Here is a 24,469-nt window from a genome sequence, read left to right as displayed (position 1 = left end):
GGTCGTGATGTGCCAACTGGATCGGGAATCCCGGTTCGAATAAAAACAAACGAGAGGGGCATTCCCCAATGACTGCAAGCACTCCCATGCTGGTCACCTTCGTGGTCTACATCCTGGCCATGTTGCTGATCGGTTTCGCTGCCTACCGCGCGACCAAGAACTTCTCCGACTACATCCTCGGCGGTCGCAGCCTTGGTAGTTTCGTTACCGCGCTGTCCGCTGGTGCCTCGGACATGAGCGGCTGGTTGCTGATGGGCCTGCCGGGCGCGATCTTCATCGCTGGCATCTCCGAGAGTTGGATCGCCATCGGTCTGATCATGGGCGCCTGGCTGAACTGGCTGTTCGTGGCCGGTCGCCTGCGTGTGCACACCGAGCACAACAACAACGCCCTGACCCTACCTGACTTCTTCACCCATCGCTTCGAAGACAACAGCAAGATCCTGCGCATTTTCTCGGCCCTGGTGATCCTGGTGTTCTTCACCATCTACTGCGCCTCGGGCGTGGTGGCCGGTGCGCGTCTGTTCGAGTCGACCTTCGGCCTGAGCTATGACACCGCCCTGTGGGTCGGTGCCGCAGCGACCATTGCCTACGTCTTTATCGGCGGCTTTTTGGCAGTCAGCTGGACCGACACCGTACAGGCCACCCTGATGATCTTCGCGCTGCTGATCACGCCGGTGTTCGTGATTCTGGCGCTCGGCGATTTCGACGCCGCCATGACCACCATCGAGCAGGCCAACCCGGCCAACTTCGACATGTTCCGCGGCCTGTCCTTCGTCGCCATCATCTCGCTGCTGGCCTGGGGCCTGGGCTACTTCGGTCAGCCGCACATCCTGGTGCGCTTCATGGCGGCTGATTCGGTCAAGACGATCCCGGCCGCGCGCCGCATCGGCATGACCTGGATGATCCTCAGCCTGGGCGGCGCCGTTGCCGTCGGCTTCTTCGGTATCGCCTACTTCGCCAATAACCCGGCCCTGGCCGGCCCGGTGGGCGAGAACAGCGAGCGCGTGTTCATCGAGCTGACCAAAATCCTCTTCAATCCGTGGATTGCCGGTCTGATCCTGTCTGCCATTCTGGCTGCCGTGATGAGCACCCTGAGCTGCCAACTGCTGGTGTCCTCCAGCGCCCTGACCGAAGACTTCTACAAGGCCTTCCTGCGCAAAAATGCCAGCCAGACCGAGCTGGTGTGGGTCGGTCGCGCCATGGTGCTGCTGATTGCCCTGGTAGCCATCGGCATCGCCTCCAACCCGGAGAGTAAGGTGCTGGGCCTGGTCTCTTACGCCTGGGCCGGTTTCGGCGCGGCTTTCGGGCCGGTGGTGATTTTGTCGCTGGTGTGGAAGGGCATGACCCGTAATGGCGCGCTGGCTGGCATGGTCGTCGGCGCCGTCACCGTGGTGGTGTGGAAGAACTTCATCGGCCTGGGCCTGTACGAAATCATCCCGGGCTTCATCCTCGCTACCCTGGCCATCGTGATCTTCAGCAAGATCGGCAGCCCGGCGACGCCGGCGATGCTCAAGCGCTTCGACGAAGCCGAGAAGGAATACCAGGACGCGCATCTCTGATCGCCCCTGCGTAGCCTGTTGAACAGAGGCCCGGATATTGTCCGGGCCTTTTCGTTGGTGGCTGCTGGTAAGCTTAGCGCCCCGCCATCAGGAACCCGCCATGACCGCCTCCAAAGACCCGCTGCACGGCATCACCTTGCAAGCCATCCTCACCGAATTGGTTGAGCAACTGGGCTGGGACGGCCTGGCCCAACGCATCGACATCCGCTGCTTCAAGAGCGACCCGAGCATCAAGTCGAGCCTGACCTTCCTGCGCAAAACCCCCTGGGCGCGGGAGAAGGTCGAGGCGTTGTATCTGCGGCAGAAGCGCTAGGGGACGTTGGCGGTTACGAAACGCGTGAGCAAAGCATTAGCTGGAATTGTTGCTGCCGCTTTCGTAGGAGGGGCTTCAGCCCCGAGCTTTATTAGGGCTTGAAGAGCTCGCGGCTAAAGCCGCTCCTACGGATCATGCGAATGGCCGCTCTTGCCATGTAGCGTCAGCTTAAATCGCAGCAGCCTCTAGCGAAGCAATTGCACCGTCTGTTGCTGCGGAGGCGGTGCGCATTGCGTCCGTGCACCGGTTTGCAGGTAAGGCGCCAGAATCGGCTGCATGCCCTTGAGCACCTGCACCGGCAGCGCCGAGGTGAAGCGAAAGTTTTCTGCGGCGCGGCCCGGTACGAAGGCGGTGAGGGTGCCGAAGTGATCCGGGCCGAGGAAGAACACGAAGGTGGCGGTGCGGTTCTGCACCCGCGAGCTGATCACCTGGCCGCTGCGGCCGACGCTGGTCATGCGGTTGTCGCCGGTGCCGGTCTTGCCGCCGAGGATCAGCGGGCTGCCGTCGGCCAGGGTGAAGGCGCCCTGCAAGCGTCGCGCGGTGCCGCCATCCACTACTTGTGACAGGGCTTCGCGCAGCGCTGCGGCGACCTCCGGGGCCATCACTCGCTTGCCCGCTTCGAGCACGTGCCCCAGGCGCGTGTCGTAGGGCGTGCCGCCGGCGAAGTGCAGGCTGTCGATACGCACCGTTGGCAGGCGGATACCGTCGTTCTGGATGATGCCGATCAGCTCGGCCAGGGCCGCGGGGCGATCACCCGAGCTGCCCAGGGCGGTGGCCAGGGAAGGCACCAGGTACTCGAACGGGTAGCCGAGGTTCTGCCAGCGCTGGTGGATATCCAAAAAGGCCTCGACCTCCAGCATGATGCGAATACGGCTGTCGCGGGCGCTCTTGTGGCGGCTCTTGAACAGCCAGCCATAGACCTCCTGGCGCTGCTCGGCGCTGGCGCTCACCGCGTCGTTGAACGACGCTTGCGGATGGTCGATCAGGTATTTCAGCAGCCACAGCTCCAGCGGATGCACGCGGGCGATATAGCCCTGATCAGGCAGGCTGAAGGCGCCGGGGCCGTAGCGCCGGTAAAGCTCGTCGATGCGCTTGTCGCTGATCCGCACGCCGGGCAGATGGGCGCGGATGAAGTTGGCAAAGGTCGCCTGATCCACTTCCGGCATCAGGTAGCGGTGCACCGCGGCCAGGCGTGTATCGGTCAGGCGCAGGCCGCCGATAAAGGTGTCCAGACGCTCCTGAGCGGACTGGCCCTGGTACTTGCGCCAGAAGCGCAGCATGAAGGTGGTGCCCTCGCGGTCGGCGAAGCGGCTCAGGTATTCCTGGCGCCGTGGGTCCTTGTCGTCCCTGAGCAGGGCGGCGCTGTTGCCCGGCGCCTGATAGGTGCTGTAGCGCACCAGGTCGCGCATCAGGCGCACGAAAGGCAGGTTGATCGATTCGCGCAGCGACTCGCGCAGGGTGGGCAGTCGGCCGTCGTCCTCGCGGCGGAAGTTGCCGAAGGTGTGCAGGCCGCCGCCGGTGAAGAAGCGCTCCGCCGGGCTGGCCGAGTAGCGGCGCTCCAGGGCTGCGTCGAGCATGCTGGTCAGGTCGGCGCCCGGGTTGCGCAGCAGGTAATCGATGGCCCAGCGGCTGAGCAGATCCTGATCGGCGATATCCTGCCCGCGCAATTGCGCCGGGCTCAGGCCGGCCAGGCGTCCATGCAGTTCGGCGATCACCTCCAGATAAGTGGCCATTACCCGCAGTTTGGCGGTGGAGCCCAGCTCCAGCTTGCTGCTCTCGTTGATGTCGAACGGCTGATGGGTGTTGTCGGTCTGTACACGCACCTGGTTGCCGTTGGGCGTGCGCTCGAACAGCGTGAAGCTGTAACTGACGTCGCCGGTCTTGCTGGGTGACAGCAGCCGGTCGCCGAACAAACCGACGCTTTCGGCGAACGCCGGGTCGGCGAGCTGCTCCAGATAAAGACTGACCTGTTGCTGCAGGTCGGAGTTGAGGCTGGCGCGGGCGTCGAGGTCAAGGCGGTCGAGTTCGTAGTAGGACAGGTTAAGCAGCCCGGCCAGTCGCGCCCGCGCCATGCTCACGCCCTTGTCGCTGTCGATACGTTGCAGGTTCGGATCGGTCTGCCAGTCGCGGTAAGTCACCTGCTGGGCCAGGGCTGCATCGCGCAGTTTGGCGTCCAGCACGCCGCCGTCGGCCAGCAGACGCAGGTGGCTGTCCACCAGGGCGGCCAGTTCAGCGCGGCCCTGGGCAAGGTAATAGGACGGGCGGCGCTGGGCGATCATCAGGGACAGCACCTGGCGCAGTGCGAGGCCGCGTTCGGCCAGGTTTGTCTCATCGCTTTGGTCCGCGGCGAGCAGGCGATTGGTGGTGACGAAATCCACGCCGAACCAGATGCGCAGGCCGTCGGCCAAACCGTGCACTTCACCATGGCCGGGGGCAGCCGAGAGCGGCACGCTGTTGAGGTAGTCGCGCACGATGTTCTGCCGCGCAGCAAGGGTCTGCGGGCCGCCCTGGTAGGCGCGTACACTGGCCGAGACCATCTGCCGCAATTTCTCGACGGACGCATGGGTGATGCCGTCCGGCGAGTGACGGTATTTCTCCAGCTGGGTGGCCAGGGTGCTGCCGCCGGCGGACTGATCCTGCATGCCGGCGTACTTGCCGACTTGGGAAAAAGCTGCCTTGACGAAGCGCGGCCAGTCCACCGCCGGGTTGGCTTCAGCCGGTTCTGCGGCGAGCAGCTGACGGTCCTCGACGAACAGCAGGCTGCCGACCACCAACGGTGGAATGTCGGCGAAGCTGGGGTAGCGCTGGCGCGGGTTGCGCACGGTATAGAAGGGCGTGCCGCGGCAATCCTCGATGTTCACGCCGGTCTGCGCCTTCTCGGCGTAGGGCGGGAAGAAGCCGCGCTGGGTGTAGTCGGCCAGGGCAGGGGAGAAGCGCGCTTGTTGCAGCACTTCGAAGTCACGGCTTTGCAGGCGCTCGATAAAGGTCGGCAGGCGGCTGTAGCCCTGACGCTGATCGAAGGGGCCATTGCCGGGGTAGATGATGGCTTCGCTGGCGCCGTCCTTCACCTCATAGGTAAGCGTGGCGGCGTAGCGGCTCAGTTCGGTCGATTGGAAGTAGGCGGAGCGTAGCTCGAAGACTGCCAGCCCCGTGATACCCATCAGCCCGAGCAGCAGCGTCGAGCCAACCACCCAGCGCACGCGATGCTTGCGGGGCTTGGGTTTACGCGGCACCGCGGTCGCAACCTTGTGTTCGCGAGCAGGCGGTGCGGAGTCGGATCGCCATAGTGCGCCCATGGTTAACTGGCCCTGGCTTGTCCTTTCCTGACAGGGTAGCCGCTCTGGCGTGCGCTGTCCGACCGATCGGTCAAAAAAATCCAGTCTTTACATACGCCTAGGTTTGGATTGTGGGCCTGAACCTGAGCTATATGGGCTGGTCAGGATGCAATCACAGGAGGAAGCATGATGCGCACACTCGAATTGGCCGGCGCTCAGGTGCCGGTGATAGGCCAGGGCACCTGGCGCATGGGCGAAAATCGCGATCGGCGCAGAGGCGAAATCGCTGCGCTACGCGAGGGCATCGAGCGCGGTTTGCGCTTGATCGACACCGCCGAAATGTATGGTGAAGGCGGCGCCGAAGAGGTCGTCGGCGAAGCGATTTCCGGCAAGCGCGACCAGGTGTTTCTGGTCAGCAAGGTCTACCCGCACAACGCCAGCCGCAGTGGCGTGGCGGCCGCTTGCGAGCGCAGCTTGAGGCGTCTGGGCACCGAGCATATCGACCTGTATCTGCTGCACTGGCGCGGCCAGTACGCGCTGGAAGAAACGGTCGAGGCTTTCGAGCGCCTGCGCGAACAGGGCAAGATCGGCCGCTGGGGCGTTTCCAACTTCGATCTGGATGATCTGCAGGAGCTCGGTGCGCCGGCCTGTGCGACCAATCAGGTGCTCTATAACCCCGAGGAGCGCGGCGTGGAGTTCGACCTGCTGCCCTGGCAGCAGAAACAGGGCATGCCGTTGATGGCCTACTGCCCGCTGGGGCAGGGCGGTGCGCTGCTGGCCGATCCGGCGCTGCAGCAGGTGGCGCAGCAGCATGGCGTGACCGCCGCCCAGGTCGCCCTGGCCTGGGCGCTACGTCAGCCCAACGTGCTGGTGATTCCCAAGGCCAGCGATCCCCGACACCTGGCCGAGAACGCGGCAGCAGCCGAGCTGCAGCTCAGCGCCGCCGATTTGCAGGCGATCGACAGCGCCTACCCGGCACCGACGCGCAAGCAGCGGTTGCAGATGGTGTAGGGGCGTTTGCAGGGACGTATTTTGATGGGTTTCACCCATCCTACGAGGCTTGGTTCAGTCTGTAGGATGGGTGAAACCCATAAATGGCTGGCGGCACGCCTCAGCCCGCGACCAGCACCCGAATCGCTTCCAGGCGCAGGGCGGCCTTGTCGAGCATGGCCAGACCTTGCTCGCGCTGCTCGCGCAGGGCGTCCAGTTCGCTGTCGCGCACGCTCGGGTTGACCGCCTGAAGGGCAGTCAGGCGGGCCAGTTCTTCGTCCAGCTCGGCGGCCAGGCGGCGTTTGGCTTCGGTGACGCGCTCGACATGGCGCGGCGAGACCTTGGCTTCGCCGGCGGCGATCTTCGGCGTCAGCGCATCACGCTGGGCCTGCACGAACTTGTTGGCGCTGGCGCGCGGCACGGCTTCGAGCTGGTCGTTGAGGGTGTCGAAGGACACCTTGGCGGCCAGGTCGTTGCCGTTGCCGTCGAGCAGGCAGCGCAATGCAGCCGGCGGCAGGTAGCGGCCCAGTTGCAGCTTGCGCGGCGCCACTACTTCGCTGACGTACAGCAACTCGAGCAGCACGGTGCCGGGCTTGAGGGCCTTGTTCTTGATCAGCGCCACCGAGGTGTTGCCCATCGAGCCGGAGCGCACCAGGTCCATGCCGCCCTGCACCATGGGATGCTCCCAGGTGAGAAACTGCATGTCTTCGCGCGACAGGGCCAGGTCGCGGTCGTAAGTGATGGTCACGCCTTCGTCGTTGCCGAGCGGGAAGCTGGCATCGAGCATCTTCTCGCTGGGACGCAGGATCAGGGCATTGTCGGAATGGTCCTCGCTGTCGATGCCGAAGGCGTCGAACAGCTGCTCCATGTACATCGGCAGGGCGAACTGGTCGTCCTGCTCGAGGATTGCCTCGACCAGCGCCTCGCCTTCACCGGCGCCGCCGGAGTTGAGTTCCAGCAGGCGGTCGCGGCCGGCGTGCAAATCGCCTTCCAGGCGCTTGCGCTCGGCGGTGGCTTCGTCGATCAGCGTCTGCCACTGGCCGTCGTCGGCGTTTTCCAGCATCGGCAGCAGGCGGCTGCCGAACTGGTGCTGCAGGGCGTTGCCGGTCGGGCAGGTGGCCAGGAAGGCGTTCAGCGCCTGGTGGTACCACTGGAACAGACGCTCCTGGGGGCTGTTTTCCATGTACGGCACGTGCAGCTGGATCTTGTGCTTCTGGCCGATGCGGTCGAGGCGGCCGATGCGCTGTTCGAGCAGGTCCGGGTGGGCCGGCAGATCGAACAGCACCAGGTGATGGGCGAACTGGAAGTTGCGGCCTTCGGAACCGATTTCCGAGCAGATCAGCACCTGGGCACCGAACTCTTCGTCAGCGAAGTAGGCAGCGGCGCGGTCACGCTCGAGGATGCTCATGCCTTCGTGGAAGACGGTGGCCGGGATGCCGGAGCGCACGCGCAGGGCGTCTTCCAGGTCCATGGCGGTTTCGGCGTGGGCGCAGATCACCAGCACCTTGAATTTCTTGAGCATCTTCAGGGTGTCGATCAGCCACTCGACGCGCGGGTCGAAGCGCCACCAGCGCTGATCTTCCTCGATGTCGGCCTGGCCCTGATAGCTGACTTCCGGGTACAGCTCGGCGTGCTCGCCCAGCGGCAGCTCCATGTACTCGTCCGGGCTCGGCAGCGGGTAGGGGTGCAGTTCGCGCTCGGGGAAACCTTGTACGGCGGCGCGGGTGTTACGGAACAGCAGGCGGCCGGTGCCGTGGCGGTCGAGCAGCTCGCGTACCAGGCGTGCGCGGGCGTCGGCATCGCCACCGTCAGCGGCGTCGAGCAGCTCGCGGCTTTCATCGCCTAGGAAGCTGCCGATGGCATCGCGGGCCTGGGCGCTGAGCTTGCCTTCGTCGAGCAGCTCCTGCACCGCCTCGGCCACCGGCTTGTAGCTGGCGCTCTCGGCGCGGAAGGCTTCCAGGTCATGGAAGCGATTGGGGTCGAGCAGACGCAGGCGCGCGAAGTGGCTGTCCTGGCCGAGCTGTTCGGGGGTGGCGGTGAGCAGCAGCACGCCAGGGATCACTTCGGCCAGTTGCTCGACCAGGCTGTACTCGCGGCTAGCCTTTTCCGGGTGCCAGACCAGGTGGTGGGCTTCGTCGACCACCATCAGGTCCCAGCCGGCGGCGAACAGCGCGTCCTGGGCCTTTTCGTCCTCGCACAGCCATTCCAGGGCGACCAACGCCAGTTGTGCGTCTTCGAACGGGTTGCTGGCGTCGCTCTCGATGAAGCGCTCCGCATCGAACAGCGCGACTTCCAGGTTGAAGCGGCGGCGCATCTCTACCAGCCACTGGTGCTGCAGGTTTTCCGGTACCAGGATCAGCACGCGATTGGCGCGACCCGAAAGCAGCTGGCGATGGATCACCAGGCCGGCTTCGATGGTCTTGCCCAGGCCCACTTCGTCGGCCAGCAGCACGCGCGGGGCGATGCGGTCGGCGACTTCGCGGGCGATGTGCAGCTGGTGGGCGATGGGCTGGGCACGTACGCCGCCCAGGCCCCACAGCGAGGATTGCACCTGCTTGCTGGTGAATTCCAGGGTTCGGTAGCGCAGCCCGAACCACGGCAGCGGGTCGATCTGACCGGCGAACAGGCGGTCGCTGGCCAGGCGGAACTGGATGAAGTTGGACAGCTGGGTTTCCGGCAGGGTGACGGCCTGGTTCTTGGCGTCGAGGCCGTGATAGACCAAGAGGCCATCGACGTCGTCGACTTCGCGCACGGTCAGTTTCCAGCCTTCGAAGTGAGTGATCTCGTCGCCCGGCGAGAAGCGCACCCGGGTCAGCGGCGCATTGCGCGCCGCGTACTGACGGGTTTCGCCGGTGGCGGGGTAGAGCACGGTGAGCATGCGGCCTTCCTGCATGAGGATGGTGCCCAAGCCCAGTTCCGCTTCGCTGTCGCTGATCCAGCGTTGCCCCGGTTGATACTCCGCCATGCTGCCTGTCTCCACCTGTCAAAAAAGCCGGCTATGTTACCGCAGTGCCAGGCTTGACCAAAGGTGCATCAGGGTCGATTTGGCACTTACCGACGCGCGTCCGGTCAGACAGTCTAGTCATGCCGCCATAAAGTCGCCCGCCGTTTGGCCGATAAGGCTGCAAAGAGAGGTGTTTCATGCTGCCGCCGATTCCTCACAGCCTGATTCCGGTTACCGCCCAGCAGGACGTGGTCAAGCCGCGCCCGGAGATCGCGCCGGTGACGCCCACTGCTGAAACGGCTCAGGAAGATTCGGTCGGCCTGGACAAGCGCCACCCTGATGAGGTGGCCGAGCGGCTGCGTGAAGAGCAGCGTCGTCGGCAGCGACGCGGCTACAGCGCCGCCGAGCTGGCCGAGGGCGAAGTCGACGAGGCGGATGAGCCTGCCATCGACCAGTTGCCGCGCCAGGGCCTGTGGGTGGACGTCGAGGTTTGACGCCGGTGGATGGGATCACCGCCCAGGGCGGGCTCTTCGAGCAGGCAGCGCTGCAACTGCCCGATGCCGAACTCACTTATCAACCCGACTGGCTCGACCAGGCCACAGCCGGTGAATGGCTGCAGCGGCTGGTCGAGCAAACACTCTGGCAGCAACCCGAAGTGGTGCTGTTCGGCCGTCAGTTGCCGGTGCCGCGCCTGGTAGCCTGGTATGGCGACAGCGATGCCCGTTATCGCTATTCCGGCATGACCCATCAACCGCTGCCCTGGACGCCGCTGCTGGCCGAGATTCGTCAGCGCGTGGTCGACAACCTTGGCCAGCCGCTCAATGGCGTGCTGCTCAACTACTACCGCGATGGTCAGGACTCCATGGGCTGGCACAGCGACGACGAGCGCGAACTGGGCGCTGAGCCGCTGGTGGCGTCGTTGAGCCTGGGTGGCGAACGTCGTTTCGACCTGCGCCGCAAGGGCGGCACGCGTATCGAGCACTCGCTGCAACTGGCCCATGGCTCGCTACTGGTCATGAGCGGCCAGACGCAGCATCATTGGCAGCACCAGGTGGCCAAGACGCGCAAGCCCTGTGCCCCACGACTGAACCTGACGTTTCGTCTGATCCGGACGCCGCTATGAGCAATGATGTGAAACTGATCGACTTCGCCGCCGAGCGCGACAAGCGCATCCACGACCTGCGCGACAGGAAGCTCGAAGAGATGCGCAACGCCTTCGAACAGGCCTTACCGCTGCCCAAGGGCAAGAAGAAGTCCAAGAGTAAGCCGAAGAAACGCTGAGAGCCTCCTGCGATACGGTCGCGATCTTGTAGAGGATCGCGCGGCGATCCGCTTTAGCCACGAGCTATTTCGAGATGCCAGGGGCTCGTGGCTAAAGCCACTCCTACATATCAAACGCTTTGCTCAACCTGCCATTTCTGCTGTTTGCGCATTCATAAAAGATCGCTAACGGATGCCAGTGCGGCTTCGCTGCGTATCCGTCCGCGCCGCCCAAACCCGTCCAAATTGATGCAGATCAGTCGCTGTCCGGCGCTGATGCTCGTCCGTGCCTGGCCGTTGACCTGGGTCAATGGCGGGCGGCGTATGGCTGTTAACGTAGCGCCATACCCGAGCAGCAGGTGCAAGGAGGCAGCATGTTCTTAGATGTGGTGGTTCTCGCCGGTATCGGCACCGTTGGACTGATGATTCTGTTTGGCGCCGGGTTCACCTATTTCGTCTGGAAGGATGCGAACAAGAAAAAGCCGCAGTGATTTCCGGATTCACGAGCACGCAAGGCATTGGGGCGACTTCGGTCGCCCTTTTTTTCGTCTGCATTTAATACGCTTGCGGGTGGGTGCTCTCTGGACAGTACATGCTTAGCTAGCTAATAATTCGCACCCTGCACGGAGGCGGAACCCTTTGGCTACGGCTATGTTCAGAGCTGAGACCCTTTTAGGTAAGCACCGTGCGTGATTCCCTGCTGGCGTTCATTGCGCCAAGCACCCAAGCCATCCAGTTCGCGATCAAGACCCTGCTCGGCGGCGGTCTGGCGCTCTGGCTCGCCCTGCGCCTGGGGCTGGAGCAGCCGCAATGGGCGCTGATGACCGCCTTCATCGTTGCCCAGCCGTTGTCCGGCATGGTGGTGCAGAAAGGTCTGGCGCGCTTGCTCGGCACCCTGGTCGGCACCTTCATGGCCGTGGTGATGATGGCGCTGTTCGCGCAGATGCCGCTGCTCTTCGTCCTGGCCTTCGCCCTGTGGCTGGGCCTGTGCACGGCGGCCTCGACCATGTTGCGCAGCGCCTGGTCCTACGCCTTCGTGCTGGCCGGCTATACGGTGGCGATCATCGGCCTGCCGGCCATCGGTAAGCCCCAGGTGATCTTCGACGAAGCCATCGCCCGCTCCACGGAAATCTGCCTGGGTATCGTCTGCGCCACCCTGAGCAGTGCGCTGCTGTGGCCGCAGCGGGTCGAGCGGCAACTGGCCCAGCAGGCCCGCGATGCCTGGCAGACCGGCCTCAAGGCGGCGCGCCAGGCGCTGACCGGCGAGGAAGAGGCGCGCAAAGGCCTGCTCGAAGCCCTGTCACGTATCGTCGCCGTGGATGCCCAGCGTGAGCACGCCTGGTTCGAGGGCGAGCGCGGTCGCCAGCGGGCCATCGCCCTGCGGGTGCTCAGCCGCGACCTGCTCGGCGTGCTGCGCCTGGCTCGCGGTGTGGCGCGCCAGTGGCGGCAGCTGAGCAGTCAGGAAGCGCAGGCCGTGGCGCCCTGGTTGCAGGAAGTGGATGAGCGTCTGCAGGACGGCGCGAGCGACCGCCCGCAGCTGATCGAGCGCCTGCGCCAGGCTGCCGAGGACGACGAGCTCAACGGCGGCCAGCAACTATGCCTGGGACGCATGGCGGTGCTGCTGATGCGCATCGAGGATGCCGGCCGTGCGCTGCTGGCGGTCGAGCAGGGCAGGGCGCCGGCCGATGCGCCGCGGGCGCTGTCTTGGCACTACGACTGGCAGAGTGCGCTGGTGTTCGGTTCGCGCAGCGCCCTGGCGTTCCTGACCCTGGCGAGCTTCTGGCTGGCCACCGGCTGGACCCACGCCACCGGTGCCATGCTGCTGGCCTGCGTGGTATGTAGCCTGTTCGCACGGCTGGAGGCGGCGCCACAGATCGGCATGATGTTCTTGCGCGGCATCCTCTATGCGCTGCCGGTGGCGTTCTTCGTCGGGCAGATCCTGATGCCGCAGATCGACGGCTTCGTGATGCTCTGCATGGTGCTCGGCGTGCCATTGTTCTTTGGCGTGCTGGGCATGGCCAAGCCGGCGGTGGCCGCCACCTCGACGGCCTTCTGCCTGCACTTCATCGTGCTCTGCATACCGCCGCCGAGCGTCGGCTACAACGTGGAATATTTCCTCAACGAGGCGCCGGGCATGCTCATGGGCGTGGCGGTGGCGGTCATGGCGTTTCGCGTGATCGTGCTGCGCAACCCGGTGTGGCATGGCCGGCGTCTGGTGCATGCCATGCTGGTCGACCTCGGCCGGCTGACGCGCCGTGACCTGGGCCGCGCGGAAAACTGGTTTGGTGGGCGCATGGCTGACCGCTTGCTGCAGCTGGCGCGGCACTACCCGGCGCGTCCGGATCAGGCGCGCAGCCGCTGGGACGAAGGCGTTGCAGGCCTGGACCTGGGTGACGAGCTGCTGCACCTGCGCGCCTGTCTGGCCAAGGCCGATACCGGCCTGGCGCGCTCGCAGCGACGGTTTCTGGAGCGCCTCGACGATGCGCTGGAGCGCGGCCCGGCGCCGGGCCGCGAGGATGACCTGAACGCCCCGGTGGCCGAGTTGCAGCAAGCCCTGCGCGCCTGCACGCCGAGCATCGACAAGCGCCTCGCTGAAGCGGCGCTGTTGCAGTTGCAGAATGGCTGGCGCCACTGGTGCCAGCTAAGAGGAGAAGCCAATGGGCTTACATGAGTGGTCGCTGGGCGGTGTTCTATTGAGCCCGATGGCGGCCTATGCGGTTTTGGCGCTGCTGCTCACCGGCGTGATCCGCCTGGGGCTGCAGCGAGTGGGATTGGCGCAGTGGATCTGGCACGAGGCCTTGTTCGACTGCGCCCTGTTCGTTTGCGTCTTGGCGGCGGTGATTGCCGTCCTGGCGACTTGAGGAGAAAAGCATGCGTTCGACCATTCGCGTCGGCATCACCCTGGCCATGGTGGCGGTGGCGGTTCTCGCCGGCTCGTGGATCTGGCAGCACTACATGTATTCGCCCTGGACCCGGGATGCCCGGGTGCGCGCCGATGTGGTGACCATCGCGCCGGACGTGTCCGGCTGGGTGCTCGATCTCAAGGTGCGCGACAACCAGCAGGTCAAGGCTGGCGATCTGTTGATGACCATCGACCGTGACCGTTACCAGGCCGCGGTGGAAAAGGCCCAGGCCGTGGTGGACATCCGCAAGCAGCAGCTCAGCCTGCGCGAGCACGAAGCTTCGCGCCGTGCGCAACTGGGTAGCCAGGCGATCAGCGCCGAGCTGCGTGAGAACGCGCAGATCAACGCCGAGATGGCCCGCAGTGAATTCCGCGAGGCCCAGGCCGACCTGCGTATCGCCCAGCTCAACCTGGAGCGCAGCGAAGTGCGCGCGCCGCGCGATGGCCAGGTCACCAACCTGAGGCTGGCCCAGGGCAACTACGTGACCGCTGGGCAGGCGGTGATGGCCTTGGTCGATACCGGCTCGTTCTACGTGCAGGCGTATTTCGAGGAAACCAAGTTGCCGCGCATCCAGGTCGGTGCGCCGGTGGAGATCTGGTTGATGGGCGGTGAGCAGGAGATTCGTGGCGAGGTGGAAGGCATCAGCCGCGGCATCACCGACCGCAATGCCAGCCCGGACGGTCAATTGCTGGCCAACGTCGAGCCGACCTTCAACTGGGTACGCCTGGCCCAGCGGATTCCGGTACGCATCAAGCTCGATGACGTGCCGGAGAACGTGCAACTGAGCGCCGGCATGACCGCCAGCGTGCGGGTGGAGTAGGGCGCGTTTAGTCATTGTAGGAGGGGCTTTAGCCACGAGCTCTTAAGGGCTTATCGGGGCTAAAGCCCCTCCCACGATTTCGTAGCCCAAGTCGAGCGTAGCGACACCCGGGACATTCCTTGAGTATCGCTACGCTCAACCCCTGGCTACGGGCGGCGATTGATCAGCCGCGCTGCACGCTCGCCGGGGTGCGGCGCATCAGCACTTCACCATGACGTACCGAAACCAGCGCATGGCCCTGGGTGCGAATCATCTCGTAATCGTCGGGCGCCGAGAGAATGAGCAGGTTGGCCGGGCGACCCACTTCCAGACCATAGCGCTCACCCAGGTGCAGGGTGCGGGCGCTGTTGTCGGTGATCAGGTCGAGGCTGCGTTTGAGGTCTTCGTAACCGAGCATATGGCAGATGTGCAGGCCGGCCTCGAGAATGCGCAGGATGTTGCCGTTGCCCAGCGGGTACCAGGGGTCGACGATGGAATCCTGTCCGAAGCAGACGTTCATGCCGGCGCGATCGATCTCCGCCACGCGGGTCAGGCCACGGCGTTTCGGGTAGCTGTCGAAGCGCCCCTGCAGGTGGATGCTCTCGGTGGGGCAGGAGACGAAGTTGATGCCTGACATCTTCAGCAGGCGAAACAGCTTGGAGCAGTAAGCGTTGTCGTAGGAGCCCATGGCCACCGTATGGCTGGCGGTGACCCTTTCGCCCATGCCGCGCACCCGGGCTTCTTCGGCCAGCACCTCGAGAAAGCGCGACTGCGGGTCGTCGGTCTCGTCGCAGTGCACGTCCACCAGGCAGCCGGTGCGCTCGGCCAGGTCCATCAGAAACTTGATCGAGCTGACGCCCTGGTCGCGGGTGTTCTCGAAATGCGGAATGCCGCCCACCACATCAGCGCCCAGTTCCACCGCCTGCTCCATCAGCGCGCGGCCGTTGGCATAGGACTCGATGCCCTCCTGGGGAAAGGCGACGATCTGCAGGTCGATCAGGTGGCGGGTTTCCTCGCGTACTTCGAGCATCGCCTTGAGCGCGGCCAGGGTCGGGTCGGTGACGTCGACGTGGGTGCGCACGTGCTGGATGCCATGGTCGACCAGCATGTCGATGGTTTTCTTGGCGCGGGTCTTGGTGTCTTCATGGGTGACCAGCGCCTTGCGCTCGGCCCAGCGCTCGATGCCCTCGAACAGCGTGCCGCTCATGTTCCAGGCCGGCTCGCCGGCGGTTAGGGTGGCGTCGAGGTGGATGTGCGGCTCGATGAAGGGTGCGACCACCAGGTTGCTGGCGGCGTCCAGATCATCTTCGCTGGCGCTGATCACTGCGGGTTGTGCAGTGATGGCGGCAATCTGCGAGCCGTCCAGTGCAATGTGGAAAAGACCTTCGCGGCCACGCAGGCGGGCGTTGACGATGTTCATGGGGTACTCCTTGGCAGGCTATGAGACGACAGGCGACGAATCAGCAGGGCAATGCTGATGTTCAGCCGGTCGTGAGGATCATCGAACGAGCACCCGGTCAGCGCTTCGATACGTTGTACACGGTAGCTCAGGGTATTGCGGTGTACGCCCAGGCGTTGCGCGGCCAGGGCCAGGTTGGCGTTTTCGAAGAACCAGGCTTCCAGGGTGGGCATCAGCACCGGTTCGTGGCGTGAATCATCGCCGATCAGCGGGCCCAGGGTGCGCTCGACGAAGCGCTCGAGCAGGCTGCGGTCGCGGATCGCGGCGAGCAGTTCGATCACCCCGAGTTCGTTGAAGCTGCACAGCCCCAGCCGCTCGGGAAAGGCCTGGGCGGCGACCAGCGCCTGGCGAGCCTGGCCGAGTGCCCGGGCGAAATGTTCGGGGTGGTGATTGCCGCTGCTCAGGCCGAGAAACAGGCGCTGCGGCTGCAGGCGTTCGTCCAGTTCACCGAGCAAGTCCATCAGGACTTTACGGTTGCGTTGCTCGTCCTGGCTGCCGGTGCAGGGCAGCAGGGCGATCCAGTGCTCGCCCTGGCTGATCAGCGGCAGGGCGTCACCCAGTTGTTGCAGGCACTGTTCGAGGCGCTGCTGCAGGCACTGGCGGTTGTCGCGCAGCAGGCGCTCGCCGCTGGCCGCTGCTTCACCGTCGAACAGTTGCTCGCTGTTCTGCAGGCGCAGCAGGGCGACCTGGCGCGGCACGCTCAGCGGCAAGTCGAGGCTGGCCGCGCGCTGCAGCAGCACGTCGAGGGACTGGTAGTCGCCTTCGAGCAATTGCTCCAGCACGTGCTGGCGCGAGCTGCCGATCATCTGCTGCTGCACCAGTGCCGTGCCGATGGCCTGGGTGACCACCACCATCTTCAGCCCGTAGGGCTGCTCCAGCAGCGGCAGGCCCAGGCGCTCCGCCTCGGCGATCACCGCCGCTGGAATCGCCTGGATGTATTCGGCGCCGGTAAGAATCACCAGCCCGGCGGTAGCCCGCTCGACCGCCTGGCGCACCAGGAGCAGCAGGTTGGCTTCATCGCGCGGGTGGTTGATGCCGGTGACGAACACCAGCTCGCCACCCATCACCCAGTCGGCGATATCCTCGTTCTCGGCCACGTAGGGCCAGCGTACCGGATTGCCCAGCGCTGCCTGGCAAGCGCGCAGGCGCAGCTCGTGCAGGCCGGGCAGGGCCAGTACATCGGCGACGCTCAGGCTCATGCGCGGGCGACCTGGCCACGGGCGGCGAGGATCTTCTTCGCTTCGAACAGCACGATGTACACCACTGCCGCGACGGCGATGCCCACCAGCGGCGCGACCCAGGGCGAGAAGTAGGCGCACAGCGAACCGACGCCGTAAGCGCCCAGGCCGACCCAGTTGAAGGCGGGGATGCGCGCCTCGGCGAGCAGCGGGTAGCGGCTCTTATGGCCGTAGAAATAGTCGGCCATGATCACACCACCGATCGGTGGGATGATCGAGCCGAGCAGGATCAGGAACGGAATCAGCATCTCGTACATGCCGCCGATGGCCAGCAGCGTGCCGATGCCGGCGCCGACCACGGTCACCGTCTTGCGCCGGCCGGTGCGCAGCAGGTTGCAGCCGGCGGCGGCGAAGTTGTAGATGGTGTTGTCCTGGGTCGTCCATAGGTTCAGGAACAGCATCACCACCGCGGCCATGGACAGACCCTGCAGCACCAGTACTTCGACGATGTCCGGCTGCTGGTAGACGATGGCGCCGTAAGCCCCGGCGACGATCATCAGGCCGTTGCCCAGGAAGAAGCCGACCATGCTGGCGATCACCGCGATGCGTCCGGTGCGGGCGAAGCGCGTCCAGTTGGTGGCTTGCGTCGCGCCGCTGACGAAGGTGCCGAAGACCATGGTGATGGCCACGCTCAGGGTCATGCTCTGGGTCGGCTCGATGGCCATCAGCGCGCTCAGGCCGCCGATGTCGTCGGTGGCGATCCACAGCGAGCAGACCAGCAGGGCGAGCATCGCCGGCACGGAAATGCGCGACAGGATGTCCAGCCCCTTGTAGCCGATGAACGCGGTGATGCAGAAGGCGAAGCCGAACAGCACCATCAGGGGAATGGTCAGCCCCTCAGGCAAGCCGAGAATCTTCACCAGCACGATGGCTACCGTGGCGGTGCCCCAGGCGTACCAGCCGATCTGGGTGAAACCGAGCAACACGTCGGAGAGTTTGCTGCCGGCCTCGCCAAAGCAGAAGCGGCCCATCAATACCGAATTGAGGCCGCTGCGACAGGCGATCAGGCCGAGGATCGCGGCATAGGCACCGAGCAGCAGGTTGCCGATCACTGCGGCCCAGATCAGCGTAGTGAAGTCGAAGGCCATGCCGATCTTGCCGCCGGCGAACATGGTGGCGGTGAAGAAAGTAAAGGAGAACAGCATGATCGACGTGGAGAACAGCCCCTTGCGGGCGCCGGCCGGCACTTCGCTCAAAGGGTAGTCGCTGTCGGTGGTGGGATGAGTCATGGCCTGGCTCCACAGGGTGAGGGAAGCCATGGCTATAGCAGGCGACGTGCCAACCGAACCTTTGGGTGGTGCATACAGCGCGCATTGTGCGATGTGCACAAAAGGTTGCGGATTTTCAGCGAATAGCCGGCGTTTATTTGTAAGTTGTCACTATTCATGACCTGTCTTGGTGCGCTGATGGGCCGTTATGCACCAGGCCCTTGCGGTCGATAAAAGCTACCCTGGATGGTCTGGGCGAACTGAGGACCGGCGCTCTTCTCTTCACTCCAAGAACGTCGACAATGAGGGCGAAAATGCCATTTGTGATTAATTTGATATAGATATAAAGTGTTTTTGTGATATTTTGTGCTCCGTGTCGGTGCGGCTCGTTGAGCTGCCAGACCTAGATTGGCCACTCGCCGCAACGGCGCACGGGCTAGCGGTGACAGGCCCTGCAGGCTTCTTCATTCAACGTCTTGCCAGCACCTCGACGGGCTGGCTGGAGGAAACACGATGGAAGGACAGAGCACTGAAGACGATTTCGACAGCCGCATGATGCGCCTAGTGGAAAAATGTCATCGCGAGAAACGCCTGATCATGAATCACGTCTGTGTTCGCGTCGAAGATATCGACCGCACGGAAAAGCTGCTGGCCGAGTCGTTCGGCATCGGTGCCTTCAACCGGGTTACCGGGTCTCTATTCAAAGGTGAGGCGGCGGTAAGTGGCGCCTGGGTTAGCGACGAGTTCTACCTCGAACTCATGCAGCCCCTGGAGAAGCAGCAGCTGGGCTACGACACCGGCTGCGCCACGCCCATCGGCCACCTGAGCGAGATCGGCTTTCTCACCCCGGATATGGATGCCGAAGTGGAGCGACTGTCGAAACTCGGCTGGTGCATGACCGACTCGCTTTCATCCGAACACTCGCGGGAAGTGAAAATGGACATGCAGCCTTCCATCGGCTTTCCCATCGAGTTGATGGAAATAAAGGCGCCCTGACGCCCCGCAAACCTTGCCGCGCTACCCGGAGTGAATCACCGCCATGGCCTATATCGAAATATTCCCCAAATCGGCAGCCGCGCAAGCACAGCTGACCGAGTGTTGTGCCAAGTTGATGGATATGCTGCTGGGCGCCGTCCGGTCGGTATTCAAGGTGCCCGAGCACGACATCATCATCGAGCTCGATCAGTGCAAGGTATTGGCATTCAACGCCTCTGCGGTGCGTGCCGCCGCGGTGCCCGATGTGGTGATCAAGGTATCCACCAGCGACGTCGAACTTCGCCCTGAATTTCAGGCGCTTTGTGATCAGATCGTCAGTGGCTGGAATGCCCAGTTCGGCAACAGTCTGGGTGTCGAAGTGTGGGTCAGCGTCATCGAAGCCTGGGGTTGTAACCTGAGCTTCGATTAGCAATCGGCTGTATGGCTGCACCAGATGGCGCGGCCATATGCGTTCCAACAGGCGCACCGGGCCAGGCGGCAGGCAGTTGATTGGCGCGCAGACTGGATTTGTGAAGCCGCACAGGATATATCGTCACCACTCTCAGTAATGGCGATCACAAGGAATAGCTATGCGGCCTCCCGCGGCCCCCAAAGAGACAATTGCCGAGCAGATCTACAACGCCATCCGCAAGGACCTGATGGAGTGCCGCTGGCCCACCGGGTACCGGCTGAAAATTCGTGATCTGGCGGCAGAATTCGGCGTCAGCGCCATGCCCGTGCGCCTGGCCTTGAAACGCCTCGGCGAGGAGGGCGCGCTGGCGGTCGAGGAAAACCGTTCGGCACGCGTACCCGAGATCTCCCAGCAGCGCTTCTCCGAGTTCTATGAAATCACCGTGCGCCTGGAAACCCTGGCCATCGAGCGTGCGGCGCAGCGCATCACCGATGAACAGCTACAGAGCCTGATCGAGCGCGCAGAGCATATCCAGGAGGAGATAGAGGCGGGCCGCACCAGCGGCTATGCCCAGCGCTTCAACGCGCTGCTCATGGATCTGTATCGCATCGGCGGCTCAAGCGCGCTGCTGGAAGTCATCGAGTATGCCTGGGTGCATGTCGCACCGCCCTCGAACGCGGTTTTCGAGGCGCCGATCTTCGTGGCCAAGATCCACGCCCACCTTCGCGAGATTCTCGAAGCGCTGCGCCGCAAGGATGCGAAGTCCGCCGAGGCGGCCTTGGTGGCCGCGCTGAGCTACGCGGAACGCGGCATGAACCTGCTGATGGACATGGACAGCAGCTCCCGTTCGCTCAGCAGCAAGCGTCGCCGCAAGGCGGCCGGCGAGCCCGAGTGACTGCTGGCAGATAAGAGAAGACAGGGCGGCTATTGTTGCCCGCCCTGAGAAATCTGCCGGCGGCTAGCCGCTAGCCGCGCCCTGATCCAGCCTACGCGCCGAGCCGCGTGGCAGCCCGTCGTCGTTACCCGTGATGCAAGACGCGAACGCGATCTTAGCGGGTGCCGAGGAAGTCGCGCTTGCCCAGCTCCACGCCGTTGTGGCGCAGGATGGCGTAGGTGGTGGTGATGTGGAAGTACAGGTTCGGCAGCACGTGATCCTGCAGGAAGGCCAAGCCCTGAAAGTGGGTTTCCTTGTCGCGGCGCTTTAGCGTCACGGTGCGGTCTTCGCTGCCGTCGAGCTGGGCGGCGCTGATGCCCTGCACGAATTCCAGGGTCTTGGCGATACGCGCCTGCAGCTCGGCGAAGCTGGTTTCGTCGTCGGCATGGCTCGGCACTTCGACGCCGGCCAGCAGGCCCGCGCCGGATTTCACCGTGTCACAGGCGATCTGTACCTGACGGCTGAGCGGGAACATGTCCGGCGCCAGGCGCGAGCCGAGCAGCACGCTCTGCTCGATCTTGCGGGCTTCGGCATTGGCCGCGGCGATGCCGAGAATGGTCGACAGGTTGGTCAGCTGGCGGGTGAACACCGGGATGGTAATGGAATGCATGGACAGTGGCATGGAAGCTCCAGGGGAAGGCAGTGGGCGCTTAACAGTAGGATGTGTCGGGCTTGGGAAATCAGCCGATACTGATCGGCGGCAGGGTAGCCAATTCGACGGTAACGGCTTTACGTGGCGCGATGATTTCAGCTTCGCCGTCGACCACCAGTTCGTCGTGCTGGTTGAACACCCGGGTGGCGATGCGTACGCGGAATTTCGGCAGCTTCTCGAGAATTTCCAGGCGCACGGTCAGGGTGTCGCCCAGTTTCACCGGCTTCTGGAAGCTCATCTGCTGGCCCACATAGATGGTGCCCGGGCCGGGCAGGGTGCAGGCCACGGCCGCGCTGATCAGTGCGCCGCTGAACATGCCGTGGGCGATGCGTTCCTTGAACATGGTGGTGGCGGCGTATTCGGCGTCCAGGTGCACCGGGTTGTGGTCACCGGAAACGGCAGCGAACAGCAGGATGTCGCGTTCTTCCACGCTCTTGCTGTAGCTGGCGGTCTGGCCCACTTCGAGGGCTTCGTAAGGCGTGTTGCTGCTTTGCGTCATGGATGGGGTTCCTGAGAGTTTGATGGTCGCTGCTGGGGCTGCGAGAGCGTCTGCTCCAGCCAGTCGATCAGGTCGCGGGTGACCTCGTCACGGTTCGTTTCGTTGAGCGTTTCGTGGCGGGCCTGTGAATAAATCTTCAACGTGGTGCGGCTGTGTCCTGCCTGCCTGAGTGCATCGGCCAGGCGTTGCAGGCCGTTGCCCCGGCTGACCGGGTCGTGGTCGCCGCCGATGATCAGGATCGGCAACTGCGGGGCGATCTGCTTCAGCGAGGCGGGCGCGGTGATGCGCTGCAGGCCTTCCAGCAGGTCGAGCCATAACTGGTTGGTGCAGCGAAAACCGCACAGGGGGTCGGCAATGTAACGGTCGACCTCGGCGTTGTCACGGCTGAGCCAGTCGAACGGCGTGCGCGCCGGGACGAAGGCCTTGTTGAAGGTGCCGAATGACAGCCAGTCGATCAGGGCGCTGTGCCCGGTCGCGCCCTGACGCCAGCGCTCGAAGCGCGCCACCAGCGCCGCCGCGTGATAAGTGCCCTGCTTGCCGTAATTCGAGCCACTGAGAATCGCACCCTGCACGCTGCTGCTGTGGTGCATCAGGTAGGCGGTGGAGATGAAGCTGCCCATGCTATGGCCGAGCAGAATGATCGGTGTCTGCGGGTGCTGATGGCGGATGTGATGGTTGAGCTCGCAGAGGTCGCCGACTACATGGTTCCAGCCGTTCTCGTCGGCGAAGTGGCCGAGCAGGCCATGTTGCGCCGTTTGTCCGTGTCCACGGTGGTCGAGCGCGTAGAGTTCGAGGCCGGCGGCAACCAGCGCCTCGCCGAGGCGTGCATAGCGGCCGCTGTGTTCGGCCATGCCGTGGGCGAGCATCACCACTGCCCTGGGCGCTTGCTGGGTATGCCAGTGATTGACGTAAAGCGGCACGCCATCACTGCTGTCGAGCCAGAAGCTGCGCTGTTGCATGGCAAAGTCCCTTTCTGCGATGTCGGGCATTGTAGACCCTGCAGGTGCTGAAATTCACGGTATTGATTGTGGCTTTGCCAGGCTGTGGCCGGCTGCTAAGTTCGTGTCGGTGATATCACCGTCGGAAACCAAGGGATAACAACAATGCAGCCCGATTTCTGGAACGATAAACGCGCCCCTGGCGTGGCCAACGACATCGACATGGACGCCTACCAGTCGGTGGTCGAGGTGTTCGAGCGCTCCTGCAAGACTTTCGCCGACCGCCCCGCGTTCAGCAATCTGGGCAGAACGCTGACCTACGGCGAGCTGGACAAACTTTCTGCCGCCTTCGCCGCCTACCTGCAGCAGCGCACCGACCTCAAGCCCGGCGACCGCATTGCCGTGCAGATGCCCAACGTGCTGCATTATCCGATTGCCGTGTTCGGTGCCATGCGTGCCGGGCTGATCGTGGTCAACACCAACCCGCTGTATACCGCCCGTGAAATGCGCCACCAGTTCAAGGATGCCGGCGTGCGCGCCCTGGTATACCTGAACATGTTCGGCAAGCTGGTGCAGGAAGTACTGCCTGACAGCCAGATCGAGTACCTGATCGAAGCGCGCATGGGCGACCTGCTGCCCACGCTCAAGGGCTGGCTGGTCAACACCGTGGTCAAGAAGGTCAAGAAGATGGTGCCTGCCTACCATCTGCCCCAGGCATTGGCGTTCAAGCAGGTGCTCAGCGATGGCGCGCGGCTCAGCCTGCGCCCGGTGTCGGCCAAACAGGACGATATCGCCGTGCTGCAGTACACCGGCGGCACAACCGGCGTGGCCAAGGGCACCATGCTCACCCACGCCAACCTGATCGCCAACATGCTGCAGGCCAATGCCTGCATGCTGCAGCATGGCCCCGATGGCACACCGCTGATGAAGCCTGGCCAGGAGGTAATGATCGCGCCGCTGCCGCTGTACCACATCTATGCCTTCACCATGAATTGCATGTGCATGATGGTCAACGGCAACCACAACGTGCTGATCACCAATCCGCGGGACATTCCCGGTTTCGTCAAGGAATTGGGCAAGTGGCAGTTCTCCGCGCTGCTGGGCCTCAACACGCTGTTCGTGGCGCTGATGGATCATCCCGATTTCGACAAGCTCGACTTCAGCCATCTCAAAGTCACCAATTCGGGTGGTACGGCGCTGGTCAAGGCCACCGCCGAACGTTGGCAGCGCTTGACCGGCTGCGCGGTAGTGGAGGGCTACGGGCTCACTGAAACCTCGCCGATCGCCAGCGCCAACCCTAGTGGTGACCTGGCGCGCCTGGGCACGGTCGGCATTCCGGTGCCGGGCACCGCGTTCAAGGTCATCGATGACGACGGCAACGAGCTGCCGATTGGCGAGCGCGGCGAGCTGTGCATCAAGGGCCCGCAGGTGATGAAGGGCTACTGGAACCGCCCAGAGGCCACCGCCGAGGTGCTGGATGCCGAGGGCTGGTTCAAGTCCGGCGACATCGCGGTGATCGACGAAGACGGTTTCGTGCGCATCGTCGACCGCAAGAAGGACATGATCATCGTCTCCGGCTTCAACGTTTACCCCAACGAGATCGAGGACGTGGTGATGGCCCATAGCAAGGTGGCCAGCTGCGCGGCCATCGGCGTGCCGGACGAAAAATCCGGCGAGGCGGTCAAGTTGTTCGTGGTCAAGCGCGACGACAGCCTGACCGCCGAGGAGCTCAAGGCCTACTGCAAGGAGAATTTCACGGCCTACAAGGTGCCGCGGCAGATCGTGTTCAGGGACTCGCTGCCGATGACCAACGTCGGCAAGATCCTGCGCCGCGAGCTGCGCGATGAAGCGGTGAAGCGGTGAAGGCGCCCGCCAACGCCTAGCCTGCTGCATGATTCAACGATAAGGGCCCTGCATTGCGGGGCCTTTTGCTTCCTGGCGGCTGGCGCCCGCTCGGATTCGTAGCCTGGTGTTGAGCGTAGTGATACCCAGGGCAGTGCCCCGGGTGTCGCTACGCTCGACCCGGGCTACAGCTCGCTCCCGGGTAATGTCCGGGGTCGCCGCGCATGGCAGGACCGACGCGAGCGTTGGCACCTGTCCTTCTTTCCCTC

Annotated in this window: 22 protein-coding genes; 14 read left to right on the top strand and 8 right to left on the bottom strand. The window is 64.1% G+C overall.

The features are described from left to right. Window positions 1–68 precede the first annotated feature (68 nt). Window positions 69–1,559 carry a sodium/proline symporter PutP gene (putP, locus tag PVA39_RS14535; protein ID WP_274124646.1) on the top strand — a complete coding sequence of 497 codons (1,491 nt, stop codon included), beginning with the start codon at window positions 69–71 and terminating at the stop codon, window positions 1,557–1,559. Window positions 1,560–1,659: 100 nt separating this feature from the next. Continuing rightward, the gene (locus PVA39_RS14530) at window positions 1,660–1,872 is read left to right on the top strand and encodes a VF530 family protein (RefSeq protein ID WP_274124645.1); all 213 of its coding nucleotides are present in this window, start codon (window positions 1,660–1,662) and stop codon (window positions 1,870–1,872) included. A gap of 185 nt (window positions 1,873–2,057) precedes the next feature. Here the strand turns inward: PVA39_RS14530 and PVA39_RS14525 are convergent, their stop codons facing one another. Then, window positions 2,058–5,168: a transglycosylase domain-containing protein gene (locus tag PVA39_RS14525; protein ID WP_274124644.1), complete on the bottom strand. Its 3,111-nt coding sequence runs from the start codon at window positions 5,166–5,168 to the stop codon at window positions 2,058–2,060. 168 nt (window positions 5,169–5,336) lie between these two features. Between PVA39_RS14525 and PVA39_RS14520 the strand changes: the two genes are divergently transcribed. Next, window positions 5,337–6,158 carry an aldo/keto reductase gene (locus PVA39_RS14520; RefSeq protein ID WP_093503511.1) on the top strand — a complete coding sequence of 274 codons (822 nt, stop codon included), beginning with the start codon at window positions 5,337–5,339 and terminating at the stop codon, window positions 6,156–6,158. Between the two features lie 100 nt (window positions 6,159–6,258). Here PVA39_RS14520 and rapA read toward each other — a convergent pair whose 3' ends face one another. After that, complete coding sequence (rapA, locus tag PVA39_RS14515) at window positions 6,259–9,102, bottom strand: RNA polymerase-associated protein RapA (protein ID WP_274124643.1); 2,844 nt, start codon at window positions 9,100–9,102, stop codon at window positions 6,259–6,261. Window positions 9,103–9,278: 176 nt separating this feature from the next. Between rapA and PVA39_RS14510 the strand changes: the two genes are divergently transcribed. From PVA39_RS14510 to PVA39_RS14485, 7 genes are all read left to right on the top strand, one after another. Next, on the top strand, window positions 9,279–9,575 hold the full coding sequence (locus tag PVA39_RS14510) for an aspartate-semialdehyde dehydrogenase (RefSeq protein ID WP_274124642.1): 297 nt from the start codon (window positions 9,279–9,281) through the stop codon (window positions 9,573–9,575). Between the two features lie 5 nt (window positions 9,576–9,580). Then, a complete protein-coding gene (locus PVA39_RS14505; protein WP_274124641.1) occupies window positions 9,581–10,204 on the top strand; it encodes an alpha-ketoglutarate-dependent dioxygenase AlkB family protein in 624 nt (207 codons plus the stop codon). Continuing rightward, window positions 10,201–10,362 carry a hypothetical protein gene (locus tag PVA39_RS14500; RefSeq protein ID WP_274124640.1) on the top strand — a complete coding sequence of 54 codons (162 nt, stop codon included), beginning with the start codon at window positions 10,201–10,203 and terminating at the stop codon, window positions 10,360–10,362. The genes PVA39_RS14505 and PVA39_RS14500 overlap by 4 nt, the downstream gene beginning before the upstream one ends. 353 nt (window positions 10,363–10,715) lie before the next feature. Then, a complete protein-coding gene (gene ccoM, locus PVA39_RS23305; RefSeq protein ID WP_279626491.1) occupies window positions 10,716–10,832 on the top strand; it encodes a cytochrome c oxidase subunit CcoM in 117 nt (38 codons plus the stop codon). A gap of 194 nt (window positions 10,833–11,026) precedes the next feature. After that, the gene (locus PVA39_RS14495; protein WP_274124639.1) at window positions 11,027–13,012 is read left to right on the top strand and encodes an FUSC family protein; all 1,986 of its coding nucleotides are present in this window, start codon (window positions 11,027–11,029) and stop codon (window positions 13,010–13,012) included. Beyond that, complete coding sequence (locus PVA39_RS14490; RefSeq protein ID WP_075932084.1) at window positions 12,999–13,202, top strand: DUF1656 domain-containing protein; 204 nt, start codon at window positions 12,999–13,001, stop codon at window positions 13,200–13,202. Before PVA39_RS14495 ends, PVA39_RS14490 begins: the two co-directional genes overlap by 14 nt. A 10-nt stretch (window positions 13,203–13,212) precedes the next feature. Next, entirely contained in the window at window positions 13,213–14,064 is an 852-nt protein-coding gene (locus tag PVA39_RS14485; RefSeq protein WP_274124638.1) for an efflux RND transporter periplasmic adaptor subunit, read from the top strand. Window positions 14,065–14,227: 163 nt separating this feature from the next. Here the strand turns inward: PVA39_RS14485 and codA are convergent, their stop codons facing one another. The 3 genes from codA to codB are packed head-to-tail and all read right to left on the bottom strand — an operon-like array spanning window position 14,228 to window position 17,969. After that, window positions 14,228–15,463, bottom strand: coding sequence for a cytosine deaminase (gene codA / locus PVA39_RS14480; protein ID WP_274124637.1), 1,236 nt, complete (start codon window positions 15,461–15,463; stop codon window positions 14,228–14,230). Continuing rightward, window positions 15,460–16,701 (bottom strand): PucR family transcriptional regulator, encoded by a 1,242-nt coding sequence (locus PVA39_RS14475; RefSeq protein WP_274124636.1) that lies wholly within the window; start codon window positions 16,699–16,701, stop codon window positions 15,460–15,462. The genes codA and PVA39_RS14475 overlap by 4 nt, the downstream gene beginning before the upstream one ends. After that, complete coding sequence (gene codB / locus PVA39_RS14470) at window positions 16,698–17,969, bottom strand: cytosine permease (protein ID WP_274124635.1); 1,272 nt, start codon at window positions 17,967–17,969, stop codon at window positions 16,698–16,700. Before codB ends, PVA39_RS14475 begins: the two co-directional genes overlap by 4 nt. Window positions 17,970–18,461: 492 nt before the next feature. Between codB and PVA39_RS14465 the strand changes: the two genes are divergently transcribed. The 3 genes from PVA39_RS14465 (at window position 18,462) to PVA39_RS14455 (ending at window position 20,230) form a co-directional block, all read left to right on the top strand. Continuing rightward, window positions 18,462–18,944 (top strand): VOC family protein, encoded by a 483-nt coding sequence (locus PVA39_RS14465; RefSeq protein WP_274124634.1) that lies wholly within the window; start codon window positions 18,462–18,464, stop codon window positions 18,942–18,944. 43 nt (window positions 18,945–18,987) lie between these two features. Continuing rightward, window positions 18,988–19,353, top strand: coding sequence for a hypothetical protein (locus tag PVA39_RS14460; RefSeq protein ID WP_274124633.1), 366 nt, complete (start codon window positions 18,988–18,990; stop codon window positions 19,351–19,353). A 160-nt stretch (window positions 19,354–19,513) separates the two neighbouring features. Then, window positions 19,514–20,230 carry a GntR family transcriptional regulator gene (locus PVA39_RS14455; protein WP_274124632.1) on the top strand — a complete coding sequence of 239 codons (717 nt, stop codon included), beginning with the start codon at window positions 19,514–19,516 and terminating at the stop codon, window positions 20,228–20,230. 154 nt (window positions 20,231–20,384) lie between these two features. On the opposite strand, the gene PVA39_RS14450 is transcribed toward PVA39_RS14455, so the two are convergent. The 3 genes from PVA39_RS14450 to PVA39_RS14440 are packed head-to-tail and all read right to left on the bottom strand — an operon-like array spanning window position 20,385 to window position 22,379. Next, on the bottom strand, window positions 20,385–20,891 hold the full coding sequence (locus PVA39_RS14450) for a DUF1993 domain-containing protein (RefSeq protein ID WP_274124631.1): 507 nt from the start codon (window positions 20,889–20,891) through the stop codon (window positions 20,385–20,387). A 58-nt stretch (window positions 20,892–20,949) separates the two neighbouring features. Continuing rightward, on the bottom strand, window positions 20,950–21,420 hold the full coding sequence (locus PVA39_RS14445) for a MaoC family dehydratase (protein ID WP_013790676.1): 471 nt from the start codon (window positions 21,418–21,420) through the stop codon (window positions 20,950–20,952). Further along, window positions 21,417–22,379, bottom strand: coding sequence for an alpha/beta hydrolase (locus PVA39_RS14440; protein ID WP_274124630.1), 963 nt, complete (start codon window positions 22,377–22,379; stop codon window positions 21,417–21,419). Before PVA39_RS14440 ends, PVA39_RS14445 begins: the two co-directional genes overlap by 4 nt. A 144-nt stretch (window positions 22,380–22,523) precedes the next feature. Between PVA39_RS14440 and fadD2 the strand changes: the two genes are divergently transcribed. After that, window positions 22,524–24,221, top strand: a complete 1,698-nt coding sequence (gene fadD2, locus PVA39_RS14435; protein WP_274124629.1) for a long-chain-fatty-acid--CoA ligase FadD2 — start codon at window positions 22,524–22,526, stop codon at window positions 24,219–24,221. The last annotated feature ends 248 nt before the right edge of the window (window positions 24,222–24,469 follow it).

Source organism: Pseudomonas sp. CNPSo 3701 (assembly GCF_028674975.1).
GTDB classification, from domain to species: domain Bacteria; phylum Pseudomonadota; class Gammaproteobacteria; order Pseudomonadales; family Pseudomonadaceae; genus Aquipseudomonas; species Aquipseudomonas straminea.
Note: the sequence above shows the minus strand (reverse complement) of the source record. Positions and strands in the feature narration are given on the sequence as shown.